The organism is Martelella endophytica (assembly GCF_000960975.1).
GTDB lineage: Bacteria > Pseudomonadota > Alphaproteobacteria > Rhizobiales > Rhizobiaceae > Martelella > Martelella endophytica.
This window is the reverse complement of the sequence record NZ_CP010803.1, coordinates 4,724,169-4,737,545: the sequence shown is the minus strand read 5'-3', so window position 1 is coordinate 4,737,545 and position 13,377 is coordinate 4,724,169. Positions and strand designations below refer to the sequence as shown.

12 protein-coding genes are annotated in these 13,377 nt (G+C 62.1%); 8 read left to right on the top strand and 4 right to left on the bottom strand.

Translation table 11 applies throughout. From position 1 onward, the window contains the following. Nucleotides 1-106 precede the first annotated feature (106 nt). From TM49_RS22105 to TM49_RS22080, 6 genes are all read left to right on the top strand, one after another. Nucleotides 107-1,630, top strand: a complete 1,524-nt coding sequence (locus TM49_RS22105) for an ABC transporter substrate-binding protein (RefSeq protein ID WP_045684413.1) — start codon at nucleotides 107-109, stop codon at nucleotides 1,628-1,630. 125 nt (nucleotides 1,631-1,755) lie between these two features. Next, nucleotides 1,756-3,084 carry a GH1 family beta-glucosidase gene (locus TM49_RS22100; protein ID WP_045684411.1) on the top strand — a complete coding sequence of 443 codons (1,329 nt, stop codon included), beginning with the start codon at nucleotides 1,756-1,758 and terminating at the stop codon, nucleotides 3,082-3,084. A gap of 57 nt (nucleotides 3,085-3,141) precedes the next feature. Further along, on the top strand, nucleotides 3,142-4,083 hold the full coding sequence (locus TM49_RS22095) for an ABC transporter permease (protein ID WP_045685689.1): 942 nt from the start codon (nucleotides 3,142-3,144) through the stop codon (nucleotides 4,081-4,083). Next, a complete protein-coding gene (locus TM49_RS22090) occupies nucleotides 4,083-4,955 on the top strand; it encodes an ABC transporter permease (RefSeq protein ID WP_045684409.1) in 873 nt (290 codons plus the stop codon). The genes TM49_RS22095 and TM49_RS22090 overlap by 1 nt, the downstream gene beginning before the upstream one ends. Nucleotides 4,956-4,959: 4 nt before the next feature. Further along, the gene (locus tag TM49_RS22085; protein WP_045684407.1) at nucleotides 4,960-6,168 is read left to right on the top strand and encodes an amidohydrolase/deacetylase family metallohydrolase; all 1,209 of its coding nucleotides are present in this window, start codon (nucleotides 4,960-4,962) and stop codon (nucleotides 6,166-6,168) included. Continuing rightward, entirely contained in the window at nucleotides 6,155-6,712 is a 558-nt protein-coding gene (locus TM49_RS22080; RefSeq protein WP_082074851.1) for a RidA family protein, read from the top strand. The genes TM49_RS22085 and TM49_RS22080 overlap by 14 nt, the downstream gene beginning before the upstream one ends. Nucleotides 6,713-6,715: 3 nt before the next feature. Here the strand turns inward: TM49_RS22080 and TM49_RS22075 are convergent, their stop codons facing one another. Continuing rightward, nucleotides 6,716-7,516, bottom strand: a complete 801-nt coding sequence (locus tag TM49_RS22075) for an IclR family transcriptional regulator (RefSeq protein ID WP_045684404.1) — start codon at nucleotides 7,514-7,516, stop codon at nucleotides 6,716-6,718. Nucleotides 7,517-7,608: 92 nt separating this feature from the next. On the opposite strand from TM49_RS22075, the gene TM49_RS22070 reads away from it, so the two are divergent. Continuing rightward, nucleotides 7,609-8,805, top strand: coding sequence for an aminotransferase class V-fold PLP-dependent enzyme (locus TM49_RS22070; protein WP_045684403.1), 1,197 nt, complete (start codon nucleotides 7,609-7,611; stop codon nucleotides 8,803-8,805). Nucleotides 8,806-8,826: 21 nt separating this feature from the next. Further along, nucleotides 8,827-10,656, top strand: a complete 1,830-nt coding sequence (locus TM49_RS22065) for an ABC transporter ATP-binding protein (RefSeq protein ID WP_045684401.1) — start codon at nucleotides 8,827-8,829, stop codon at nucleotides 10,654-10,656. A gap of 73 nt (nucleotides 10,657-10,729) precedes the next feature. Here TM49_RS22065 and TM49_RS22060 read toward each other — a convergent pair whose 3' ends face one another. The 3 genes from TM49_RS22060 to TM49_RS22050 all read right to left on the bottom strand — a co-directional run bounded on the left by TM49_RS22060 (nucleotide 10,730) and on the right by TM49_RS22050 (nucleotide 13,347). Further along, nucleotides 10,730-11,212, bottom strand: coding sequence for a Spy/CpxP family protein refolding chaperone (locus TM49_RS22060; RefSeq protein WP_045684399.1), 483 nt, complete (start codon nucleotides 11,210-11,212; stop codon nucleotides 10,730-10,732). 90 nt (nucleotides 11,213-11,302) lie between these two features. Beyond that, nucleotides 11,303-12,622: an ATP-binding protein gene (locus TM49_RS22055; RefSeq protein ID WP_045684397.1), complete on the bottom strand. Its 1,320-nt coding sequence runs from the start codon at nucleotides 12,620-12,622 to the stop codon at nucleotides 11,303-11,305. Further along, nucleotides 12,619-13,347, bottom strand: coding sequence for a response regulator (locus TM49_RS22050; RefSeq protein ID WP_045685687.1), 729 nt, complete (start codon nucleotides 13,345-13,347; stop codon nucleotides 12,619-12,621). The genes TM49_RS22055 and TM49_RS22050 overlap by 4 nt, the downstream gene beginning before the upstream one ends. Between the last annotated feature and the right edge of the window lie 30 nt (nucleotides 13,348-13,377).

Here is a 13,377-nt window from a genome sequence, read left to right as displayed (position 1 = left end):
GGCGGAAAGCCGCACCCGCCACTTGACAGGCTCGCGGAACTGGCCATTAATATCATAATAATAGCTGTTATTATATTATAACGGAATAAACGAAGGGAACTTCCGTATGTTGAGACGAATGCTGCTCGCTGCCACCTGTGCTGTTCTGCCGCTTGCGCCTGTCGCCGCCCTGGCTGACGGCATCATTGATGTCGCCACCATCGGCGAGCCGCCGACGCTCGATCCGATGGCGTCCACGGCCGATGTCGTCGGCATGACCACCCAGCACATTTTCGAAACGCTGTTCACCTATGACAACGAATGGAACGTCGTGCCGCTTCTGGCCGAGACCATGCCGGACGTGTCCGAGGACGGAACGGTCTATGACATCAAGCTCAGGGACAACGTGCCGTTCCATGATGGTTCGATCATGGATTCGAGCGACGTCGTTGCCTGCATCGACCGCTGGATGGAAATCGCCTCGCGCGGCAAGCAGGCCGCGCCCTACATCAAGAGCGTGACCGCGACCGGCGACGACACGATCCGCATCGAACTCGAGAAGCCCTATGCGCCGCTGCTCTCGCTTCTCGCCTTCAACAATTCAGCCGCCGTCGTCATGCCGAAGGAAAACCTGGCCGAGCCTCTGACCAAGTTCATCGGCACGGGTCCCTATATGCTGAAGGACCATAAGCCCGATCAGTATATTCAGCTTGTCCGCTTCGACGATTATGCCGCCCGCAGCGAAGCGGCCAGCGGTTTCGGCGGTAAGCGCGAAGCGGTCCTGGACGAGATCCGCTTCGTTCCGGTTGCTGATGCCAATACCCGCCTCGAAGGCATTGCCTCGGGCCAGTTCGATTATGCCGACAGTCTGCCGACCGAGAGCTATGATCGGCTCGAGAGCTCGGACAATGCGCTTCCGGTGATCCTCGAGCCCTATGGCGCGCCGGTCTTCGTGATGAACACGAAGGAAGGCATGATGACCAACAAGGGTATCCGCCACGCCGTTCAGGAAGCGCTGAACCCCGAAGACATGCTGCTTGCAGCCTTTGGCGATCCGCGCTTCTTTGCCGTCGACGGTTCTCTCTACCCCGAAGGCTATGTCTGGCACACCGATCAGGGCGTCGAGCGCTACGGCGATGGTGATCCGGAAGCGGCCAAGAAGATGCTTGAGGAAGCCGGATATGACGGCAGCCCGCTGCGCATCCTCACGAGCCGCCAGTATGAGTTCCACTACAAGATGGCGCAGGTCGCCGCCGAATATCTGAAGATGGCGGGCTTCCCGGTCGAGCTTGAAGTCTACGACTGGGCAACGCTGACCCAGCGCCGTGCGGATCCTGGCCTCTGGGACATCTTCATCACCCACGGTCCATTCCCGGCCGAACCGGCTCTGAATGGCTGGATGTCCGATGACTATCCGGGCTGGTGGGCTTCGGCTGAAAAGCATGCCGTGACCGACCCCTTCCTCGCCGAAGCGGATCCGGAAAAGCGCAAGGAACTGTTCGGTGACGTGCAGGCCGCCTTCTATGAAGAGGCTCCGGTGTTCAAGGTCGGCGATTTCAACTCGCTGAGCGCCGAAGCCAAGACGCTGGAAGACTTCCAGCCGTCGCCGTGGCCTTATTTCTGGAACGTCAGCACGGAAAACGGCAAGTAATCCTTCGCTGAAAAGACAGTGTTTCCGGCGGCAGCGCTGCCGGGAACACCTCGCCCAGTTCTCGCCCTGAGCTGGCGCGCGATCTCGTCCGCAAACGGCTTGTACCATTTTCTGAAAGCGCATCGATGGCTCGTAACTTTCCACCCGATTTTCTTTGGGGGGCTGCTGCCTCCGCCTACCAGACCGAAGGGGCGACCGAAACCGACGGTCGCGGTCCGAGCGTCTGGGATGCCTATGCGAAGGTGCCGGGCAATATCGTGAACGGCGATACCGCCGACGTCTCCTGTGACCACTATCACCGCTATCCCGAAGACATCGCGCTGATGCGCGGGCTTGGCGTCAAGGCCTTCCGGCTGTCGACGGCCTGGCCGCGCATCTTCCCCGAGGGCAAGGGGCAGGTGAACCAGCTCGGTGTCGACTTCTACGACCGGCTGATCGATCTGATGCTGCACGAGGGGATTGAGCCCTGGATCTGCCTGCATCACTGGGACATGCCCGTGCCGATCGAGGAGGCCGGCGGCTGGCGTTCGCGCGAAACCGCCAAGATCTTCGGTGATTATGTCGCCGAGGTCATCCGCCGCTTCGGCGACCGGGTGAAGCGCTTTGCCCCGATCAACGAGCCAAACGTGATACCGTGGGTCGCCTATAATCTCGGCCGTCATGCGCCGGGCAAGCAGAGCTACGACGCCTGCCTTCAGGCCATCCACAATCTCAATCTCGCCCATGGCAAGACGGTCACCGCCGTTCGCGCCGAGGCGCCGGATGCCGAGATCGGCAACATCGTTTCGCTCGGACCTGTGCGCCCGCACTATGACGACGCTGCGCATGAAGAGGCGCGCATCTTCGGCGACTGCATGTGGCGGCGTGTCATGGTCGATCCGCTCTGGCTCGGCAAATATCCCGAGCCGATTGCCGAGAAGATCGAACCGCTGATCCAACCCGGCGATATGGAGGAGATCAGCCAGAAGCTCGATTTCTTCGGTCTCAATCACTACAACCCGGTCTTCGTCGCGCCCAATCCGAACGCCACGCTTGGCTATTCCGAAGTCATGCCGCCGTCCGGCATGGGGCCGCTCACGGATGTCAACTGGCTTGTCGATCCGGGCGCCTTCCTGGAACAGATCCGCGACACAAGCGACCGCTACGGCAAGCCCGTCATCTACATCACCGAAAACGGCGCCTCCTATCCCGACATGTTGCGACCGGACCGCACGGTCGTCGATCCCCAGCGCATCAGCTATTTCAACCAGTATCTCGGCGCGCTCCTCGACGCGATCGATGAAGGCCACGACATCCGCGGCTATTTCGCCTGGTCGCTGATGGACAATTTCGAGTGGGGGCGCGGCTATTCCAAGCGCTTCGGCCTCGTTTATGTCGATTATCCGACGCTGCAGCGCATTCCGAAGGCCTCCTATCACTGGCTGAAGGGCGTGATCGCCAAGAATGCCCTCTGAGCTTGCCAAGAGCGCTGGCCCGGCATGTCCGGGCCGCCGAAACAGGAAAACGAATTCATGATCCGGTATATTCTCAAACGCCTGTTTGGAATGATCATCGTGATGTTTCTGGTGGTCACGATCGTCTTCGTGATCGTCCGCGTGACCCCTGGCGATCCGGCCGCGGTGATGCTCGGACCGGATGCGACGCCGCAGGACATCGCCGATCTGAGGTCCAGGCTTGGCCTCGACCAGTCGATCCTCCAGCAATATGTGCTCTATATCGGGCAGATGCTGCAGGGCAATCTCGGGCAGTCCATCTTCCTGAACATTCCGGTGACGACGGCGCTTGCCCAGCGGGCCGAGCCGACCTTCTTCCTGACGATGTTTTCGTTGATTCTGGCGGCCGTCATCGCCCTTCCGGTCGGCATTTATGCGGCCTATCGGCGCGGCTCCTTCATCGACCAGGCCTCCACCGTGGTGGCCATGACGGCGGCGAGCGTGCCGAGTTTCTGGCTTGGCCTCATCCTTATTCAGGTCTTTGCCGTCCGTTTCGGCATCTTTCCGGTGTCTGGCTATGGCGGGCCCGGCGCGAGCTTCTGGGTCCGGCTGCAGCATCTCGTGCTGCCGGCGGTGTCGCTCGGTGTCGTGTCCTCCGCGCTCATCCTGCGGTTCACCCGCGCTGCCATGCTGGATGTCTTCAATGACGATTATATCCGCACCGCCCGCGCCAAGGGGCTGGCGGAGGGACGCGTCGTCCTGAAGCACGCGCTGAAGAACGCGTTGATCCCGATCCTGACCGTTCTTGGCCTGACCGCCGCCGTGCTGGTCGCCGGCGCGGTGGTGACGGAAACCGTGTTCGCGCTTCCCGGCGTCGGCAGCCTGGTCGTCTCGGCCGTTCTGCGGCGTGACTATCCGGTCATTCAGGGCGCGCTGCTGGTGATCGCCGGTCTTTATGTTCTCATCAACTTTGCAATCGACATGCTTTACCTGCTTGTCGACCCGAGGGTCCGCTACTGATGGCTGATACGCAAACCGCCGACAGCTCCGGGCGTGAAGGAGCAAAATTCATCCGGCAGCTTCTGAAGCGCAAGAGCGTTGCCTTCGGCCTTTTCGTGCTGGTGGTCTTCGTCCTGCTCGCTGCTTTCGCGCCTTGGATCACGCCGCATTCGGCCTACAAGCTTTCGATCGCCCACCGCCTGACTCCGCCGGGTGCCGAATACTGGTTCGGCACGGACGAGTTCGGTCGGGATGTCTTCGCCCGCACGCTTTTTGCCGGGCGCCTGTCGCTTCTCGTCGGCGCGTCGGTCGTGGTGCTTTCAGCCGTCATCGGCATCGTGCTCGGCCTTCTTGCCGGCTTCTTCAAAAGTCTCGATACGATCATCGCGCGGCTGATCGATGCGATGATGGCGTTTCCCGACATCCTGTTGGCGATTGCGCTGGTGGCAGCTCTCGGGCCGTCACTGATGACGGTGATCGTTGCACTGTCGATCGTCTATGCGCCGCGGCTCGCCCGTATTGTCCGCGCCTCCACGCTGGTCATCCGCGAGCTGCCGTTCGTCGAGGCGGCGCAGTCCATGGGCATTTCCACCGGGCACATCATGACCCGGCATGTGTTGCGCAATCTGGTCTCGCCGATCCTGGTGCAGGCGACCTTCCTGTTCGCCAACGCCATCCTGGCCGAAGCCGGCCTCTCCTTTCTCGGCCTTGGCGTCAGCCCCGAAGTGCCGACCTGGGGCACGATGATTGCCGCGGGCCGTCAGTATCTCGGTTCGGCCGACTGGATGACACTTTTCCCTGGCCTGGCAATCATCCTTGCCGTTCTATCTCTCCAGATTGTCGGCGACGGTTTGCGCGACATGCTGGATCCCCGCCTGAAAAAGGACCTATAAGAAAATGCCCGTCGAACAGAATGGTTCACCCCTGCTGATCCGCAATGTCAGGCCGATCGAATTCGGCCCCGGCACGCCGGATGGCCTCATCGATATTGCCGTCGGCGCCGATGGCAAGGTTGCAGCTACCGGCAAGGGGTTGCCGGCAGGCGAGGGCGTTCAGGTCATCGATGCTGCCGGTGCCTGGATCTCGCCGGGATGGACCGATCTGCATGTCCACATCTGGCATGGCGGCACGGACATCTCGATCCGCCCGTCGCAATGCGGCGCAGAGCGTGGCGTGACGACGCTGGTGGATGCCGGATCGGCGGGTGAAGCCAATTTCCATGGCTTCCGCGAGTACATCATCGAGCCCTCGATCGAACGGGTGAAAGCCTTCCTCAATCTCGGCTCGATTGGCCTTGTAGCCTGCAACCGGGTGCCGGAACTGCGTGACATCAAGGACATCGATTTCGACCGTATCCTGCAGTGCTATGAGGAGAACCGCGAGCACATCGTCGGCATCAAGGTCCGCGCCAGCCACGTCATCACCGGCTCCTGGGGCGTCACGCCGGTCAAGCTCGGCAAGAAGATCGCCAAGATCCTGAAGGTTCCGATGATGGTCCATGTTGGCGAGCCGCCCTCGCTCTACGAGGAGGTTCTCGAGGTTCTCGGCCCCGGCGACATCATCACCCATTGCTTCAACGGCAAGCTCGGTTCGTCGATCATGGAGGATGAAGACCTCTTCAACCTCGCAGAACGCTGCGCCGGCGAAGGCGTGCGGCTCGATATCGGCCATGGCGGTGCCTCCTTCTCGTTCAAGGTCGCCGAAGCGGCGATCGAACGCGGCCTGATGCCCTTCTCGATCTCCACCGACCTTCACGGCCATTCGCTGAACGGCGCAGTCTGGGACATGGCGACCACCATGTCGAAGCTGCTGTCGGTCGGTATGCCGTTCGAAAAGGTGATCGCCGCCGTGACCCATGCGCCGGCCGCCGTCATCGGCCTGCCGATGGACAACCTTCTCGCCCCCGGCGCGCGGGCGGAATTCACCGTGTTCAACCTGATCGACGAAGAGATCGAGGTCGTCGATTCCAACGGCGACAAGGCGCACATGACCCGGCTTTTCGATCCCGTCTATGCGGTCATCGGAACGAACGCCGTCAAGGCGTCGCGTCACGTGCCCGGCACATGGCGGGCCGGCTACAACGGCCAGAACTATGCATTTCGCTGACCGCAAGGCCGGTCAGCCCTCCCATTTCGAAAGTATAGGAGTTTCCGTGTCCCAGACATATGCGATCAAGAAGGACGGACCTCAGTCGGTGGCGGAGCGCCTTGCGGCGCTCGGCATCGAGATCCCGCCCGCTCAGCCGCCGATCGCGAATTTTGCCGCCTACAAGCAGGAGGGCAATATTCTCTATCTTTCCGGTCAGGGCCCGAGCGAGAAGGACGGGTCGCAGCATTACGGCAAGGTTGGCGGCGATGTCAGCGTCGAGGACGCCTACAGCCACGCACGACTGACCGGCCTCAATCTGCTGGCGGTGCTGCAGGAGGCGCTCGGCGATCTCGATCGCGTCAAGCATGTGATCAAGATCCTTGGCATGGTGAATGCCACGCCCGACTTCACCCAGCATCCGAGTGTCATCAACGGTTGTTCGGACCTGTTCATTGAAGTCTTCGGCGAAGCCGGCGTGCATGCCCGCTCCGCCGTTGGCTTCGGCTCGCTGCCGAACAACATCACCGTAGAAATCGAAGCGATCGTCGCACTGAAGGACTGAAGACTAGTGTTCGCGCCATCCCATCAACCGCTCGATATGCTCCGCCGAATTGCGGACATAGTCGCCGTAGGGCACATCGCCCGCGGTCGCCTTCTGCTCGGGCAGCACGATGGATATGGTCGCGGTGCACTCGCCTTCGGCGTTGCGGATGGGCGAAGCGATACAGGCGACCGAATAGTCGGATTCGCCGACCTGCACCGAGAGCCGGTCCTTGAACGCTTCGGCCGCAGCCTTGGAGAGTTCCTTGGGGTCGATGGTCGCCCGTCCGGTCGGCGAAGCGCGAGCACCACGCTTGAACAGCTCGATCCGGTCCTTTTCGGGCATATGGCCGACAAGAAGCCGGCCGGAAGCGGTCCAGTTCAGCGGAATGCGCGAACCGACGCGCGACATGACCTGGAAATGGCTCGGCCCGTCGGCCATCGCCATGACCAGCATGTGATGACCGTCGCGGCCGCAGACCTGAACGGTCTCTCCGGCACGGCGGCAGAGATCGTGCATCTCCTGCGTCGCGACCCGCATGAAATCGACGGAACGGGCATAGGCGATGCCGTAGTTGTAGAGGCGGGGACCGAGCCAGAGCGTACCGTCATGGGCGCGCGTCAGAACGGTCTTTTCGACCAGGTCCTCGGTGATCGTGTAGATCGTCGACAGCGGTGCGCCGATCGCCTTGGCAATCGCATATCCACCCGCCGGCTCGCCGGTTTCGTAAAGATAATCAATGATCTGAAGAACGCGATCTATACCGCTGACACGCGTTCTCTTCTTTTTTTCGGGCTTGGTCGCGACGTCGTTCGTATCGGTCATGATTGTTCCTCAGTCTGGGGCCCTATTACATTATTATGCTACATGTGTCGAGTTGCGCCGCGGCGCGCCCGGCAATTCCACGGAGACTATCAATGAGTGAAGATATCCGGCAGTCGCTTGGCCTGCGACCCGTCATCAATGTTTCGGGCACGATGACGAGCCTTGGTGCGTCCATTGCCGTTCCCGAGGCGGTTGCGGCAGTGCCGAAGATCATGACGCAGTTCGTCGAGATGAATGACCTGCAGCGCCAGGCAAGCAAGATCATCGCGCGACTGACGGGCGCCGAAGCCGGTTTTGTGACCGCCTCCTGCGCGTCCGGCATCAGCCTTGCCGTTGCCGGCGCCATCACCGGTCCTGATCTTCTCGCTGTCGAACAATTGCCGGAGACACGGACCGCGAAGAAGGAAGTCATCGTTCAGGCCGGCCACATCGTCAATTACGGCGCCCCGGTCGATCAGGCGATCCGCATCGCCGGCGGCACGGTCGTTTCCATCGGCCAGGCGACGTCGACCCATCGCTTCCATCTGGAGAATGCGATTACCGAGAACACGGCGGCTGCCGTCTATGTCGTTTCCCACCATGTCGTCGATTACGGGCTGCTGCATCTTTCCGAATTCGTCGAGATCGCGCATGCGCGCGGCGTTCCGGTGATCGTCGATGCGGCGTCCGAATATGACCTCCGTGGCTTTCTCGCGACCGGCGCCGATGTGGTTCTCTACTCGGGCCACAAGTTCCTCGGCGGCCCGACCTCGGGCATCGTGGCCGGGGCCAAGGATATGGTCCGCAATGCCTATATCCAAAACTACGGCATCGGCCGCGGCATGAAGGTCGGCAAGGAGAGCATCTTCGGCGTCATGGCCGCGCTCGAAGCCTGGGAGACCCGCGATCATGAAGGCATCCGCGCCAGGGAACAGAGCTATCTCGATCTCTGGAAGGCGACGCTGGATGGCCGACCCGGCATTACCGCCGTCATCGACCCGGACCCGACCAACAATCCGCTCGACCGTCTCAAGGTGATGATTGATCCTGCCGAGGCCCGGATCACGGCATGGGATCTTTCGGCAGCCCTTGCGGCCGGTGACCCGCCGATCATCGTGCGCGACCATGAGGCCGAGCATCAGTATTTCTACCTCGATCCCTGCAACCTGCACCCAGGGCAGGAGCATATTGTGGCACGCCGTCTCGGCGAGGAACTCGACAAGGCCCGTCGTTCCAACGAGATCATCGCCACGCCGATCGAGGATCTGAGCCGCCACCGTTTCGACGGCCTGCTGAAGTGGCCGGACTGAGACATCGCGAAGGGACAGCAAATGACCAATCAGCCCATCAACAACGACATCGCGCCGGTTCTGTCAGTTCGGAACCTGACCACCGCCTTTCATGCGGACGGTGACTGGCGAAGTGTCGTGCGCGACGTCTCCTTCGACGTGATGCCGGGCGAGACGCTCGCCATCGTCGGCGAAAGCGGTTCGGGCAAGAGCGTCACTTCGCTGTCCATCATGGGGCTTTTGCCGCGCGATACGTCGCGCGTCGAAGGTCAGGTTCTGCTCAATGGCCGCGACCTGCTTGCGGCCTCCGACCGGGAAATGCGGGCGATCCGCGGCGCCGACGTCTCGATGATCTTCCAGGAGCCGATGACGAGCCTCAACCCGCTCTTCACCATCGGCGACCAGATTTCCGAGGCAATCCGCTGCCATGGCGATGTCAGCAAGAAGGAAGCGCGGGCCGAAACCATCAGGCTTCTGGAAAAGGTGCGCATTCCCTCCGCCGCCTCCCGCTTCGATGAATATCCGCATCGCTTCTCCGGCGGCATGCGCCAGCGCGTGATGATCGCCATGGCGCTTGCGGCCCGGCCGAAGCTTCTCATCGCCGACGAGCCGACGACGGCGCTCGACGTCACCATTCAGGGGCAGATCCTCGATCTGATCAAGACGCTGCAGGAGGAGGAGGGCACCTCCGTCCTGTTCATCACCCACGACATGGGCGTAGTCGCAGAGATCGCCGACCGCACGGTGGTGATGTTTCGCGGCGAGCAGGTGGAAAGCGGCAAGACCAGCGATATCTTTTCCAACAGCCGCGAGCCCTATACGCGCGCCCTGCTTTCGGCCGTGCCGGTGCTGGGCTCGATGTCCGGAACCGGGCTGCCGGCGCGCTTTCCGATCACCGATATCCAGACCGGAGATGTCACGCCCGCCGCAGAGACGAAAGATACCGTGGCGCGGGCAGACAAGCCGGTGCTGGAAGCCAGAAACCTTACCAAGCGCTTTGATGTCCATTCCGGCCTGCTGTCGCGGCTTACCGGCCGCGTCCATGCCGTCGAGAACGTCTCGTTCAAGCTGCATGCGGGCGAAACGCTGTCGCTGGTCGGGGAATCCGGCTGCGGCAAGTCGACCACCGGCCGCGCCGTGATGCGGCTGATCGAGCCGGATAGCGGCGAGGTGCTGATCGATGGCGAAAACGTGCTCGGCTATGACGGGCGCTCGATGCGCAAGCTGCGCCAGTCCGTTCAGATGATCTTCCAGGATCCGTTCGCCAGCCTCAATCCGCGCATGAGCGTCGGTGAGGCGATCGCCGAACCCTATCTCGAGCACAAGCTCGGCACCCGGCGCGAGGCGCGCGACATGGTTGCCGACATTCTCGAAAAGGTCGGGCTGACGCCGGATATGGCGAAGCGCTATCCGCACGAATTTTCCGGCGGTCAGCGCCAGCGCATCTGTATTGCACGGGCGCTCGCACTCGATCCCAAGGTGATCATCGCCGATGAGAGCGTCTCCGCGCTTGACGTATCGATCAAGGCGCAGGTGATCAACCTTATGCTGGACCTGCAGGAAACGATGAACATCGCCTTTCTGTTCATCTCCCACGACATGGCCGTGGTCGAGCGTGTCAGCCATCAGGTGGCGGTGATGTATCTCGGCGAAATCGTCGAGATCGGTCCGCGCGATGCGGTGTTCTCCAACCCGCAGCACCCCTATACCCGCAAGCTGATGCAGGCCGTGCCGATCCCCGATCCGGCGCGGCTCGGCATGAAGCGCGGCGGCCAGGCCGACGAACTCAAAAGCCCGATCCGCCCGCTCGACTATGCCACGAACGCCCAGAGCTACAGCGAGATCTCACCCGGACATTTCTGCCTGAACTGAAGACGCAACCATGCCGTCCCTTTCCTGAGGCGGCATGGCTTTCGTGGCCTTGGCTTTTTCGCGGGCCGGCGCGTTACTCCCAGGCCGAGCCCATCATGAAACGGCCCTCGGGGAGTTCGGCCCGGTCGATCTGCTCGGGTGTCAGGATATCGAGCAAGGCCTCTGTCGCCGCCTTCAACTGCTTCGCAGCCGCGCTCCGGGCGATCACGGCTTCGGCAACCTTTTCCGCGACATCGAAGCTTGTCGGATTGCCCTTTTGCAGAGCGCGTAGCCTTTCCATGTCCTCATCGGTCGGAAGCATCTTTATCGCTGCCGTGGTGAAATCGGTCCAGGCGGCCTGCTGGTCGGAGCGTATGCCGATCGCCGCCGCCTGGGAGGCAAAGAATGCGCCGGCAATCAGGCGCATGCGGTGCGTATCCGGATAGAGGGGTGCCACCTCCGGCATCACCGTCATACCGTGCGGGTCCAGTTCATAGGGTGCGGCAATCGCGAAAGGGGCGGGCAGGGTCAGCATGACGGCGCCGGCGAAAAGCACGGATCTGCGGGCAGTCTTCATGGAAATACTCCTTCGTTTCAACTGCCGAAAGACTGCCCGAACCTTGTTGCGACGGTGTGCGCCTTGTGTTTCAGTTTGTAAGCGATGTTTTCATCGTTTCAGCGCAGGAACGGTGACCGTAACCCATAGCCCGCCGCCGGCGGCGTCATCGAGCGCGATCGTGCCATTGCCGGCTTCGATAATTTGCTTGACGATGGTGAGACCCAGCCCTGTGCCGCCGGATTCGCGATTGCGCGAGTTCTCCAGCCTGTAGAAAGGCTCGAAAACGCGTTCCCGCGCATCGGCCGGAATGCCCGGGCCATTGTCGCGCACGTGGATCACCGCTTCCGCGCCGGCGCGTTCGATGGTCACTTCGGCGCTGTCCGCATAGCGCAGCGCATTGGCGATGAGATTGCCGATGACGCGCGCCATCGCCGTTTGCGACAGGGCCACATGCACCGTAGCCTTCGGCTGCCGGATCGTCAGGCGGCCGGCACTGTCGGGGGCATTCTGCCAGCCTTCGAGCACGGTGGCGAGGTCGCAGCCCGCATCGTCAATCACCGATGTTGCCGCCAGCGCAAAATCGAGCGTCTCATCGAGCAGGAGCCGCATCGACTCGACGTCGGCGACGACGCTTTCGCGCGCCGGACCGGCCGGTAGCATTTCGACGCGCAGCCGAAGGCGTGTCAGATAGGTACCAAGGTCGTGCGAGATTGCCGCGAGCATCTGCGTGCGGCCGCGGATCAACTGGTCGATCCGGTGCTGCATGGCATTAACCGCCGCAATGAGTTGCCGGATTTCCCGTGCTCCCCTTTCCTTCAGGGGAATGACGGTCTGGCGCCTGCCGACTTCGTCGACCGTGTTGGCAAGGTCGATCAGCGGACGAACCTGCTTGGCGATCGCGAACAGCGCCGCTCCGGCGACGATGAGGCCGGCCAGGCCGAAAAGAAACCCGACGGGTACGCCGAGCAGCCTCACGGTGATCCGGTCGCTCAGCGTCAGCGACAGGAATTCGCCGGAGGCGAGCTCGGCATAGACCTGCACGGCGCCTCGGCTTCCGAGCAGGCCGGTTGGAACCAGGAACACCTGAAGGGCGCGGTCATCAAGTCCGGCTGCTTCAAACCGGCTGGCAATCAGATTTTCGGCGCGGGGCATTGGCCGCCCTTCGGCGTCGCGTTCCTCCAGTCCGGAGACGATCCGTGCCGACAGGTCCGGCGCATTGATCGCGTTCAGTGCCGGCGCGCGCATATCGGGTGGAGCGTTGTCGAACAGCTCGACCAGGGCGACAATTCGATCTGGCGCCCGCGTCATCAGTTCGCCCGGCCGACTGTCGCGTGTCAGGTAGTAGACACCGAAGGCGATCGACTGGATGACGAAGAAGGCGAGGCCGAGGATCAGCACGACGCGGGCAAGGATTCCGAGCCGCATCATGCCGTGCTTTTCCGGACATCGAGGGCGAAGAGATAGCCGGCGTTGCGCACGGTCGTGATCGGTTCAAGCCCCTCGGGGAGGTAAGGGGCGAGCCGTGCGCGCAGTCTCGAGACGGTCACGTCGATGGTCCGATCAAAGGGATCGGCATGCGTGCGGCCACGGGTCCAGTCAAGCAGCTGATCGCGCGACAGCACCCGTCGGGGCCGCTCCGCAAAGCAGGCCAGAAGATCGAATTCCGCTGTGGTCAATTCGATCTGCATGCCATCGGCGTCCCGCACGGAGCGGGCATCGAGATCGATGAGAATATTGCTGAAACTGAGGATATGGCGCTCGCCGGGAGCGCCATCCGGCACGTGGTCGGCGGTACGGCGCAATATGGCGCGGATACGCGCCAGCAGTTCGCGCGGGTTGAACGGCTTCACCAGATAGTCGTCCGCACCGATTTCCAGCCCGACGATACGGTCGACGTCGTCGCGCTTGGCTGTCAGCATCAGCACGGGAACATCGCTCTTCGTGCGCAGGCGGCGGCAGATCGAGAAGCCGTCCTCTCCCGGCAGCATGATGTCGAGGATGACGAGATCGGGGGCTTCGGTTCTCAGCGCATCATCGATATTCCGGCCGCTGGCCAGGGTGCTGACGGCGTAGTCTTCCGCCGTCAGGAATTCGACGAGCAGTGCGCGGATATCGTTGTCGTCCTCGACGATCAGCAGTCTTGTCTTGTCCATGGCCTCGACCATTGCCGCCTGTCTCCTTGT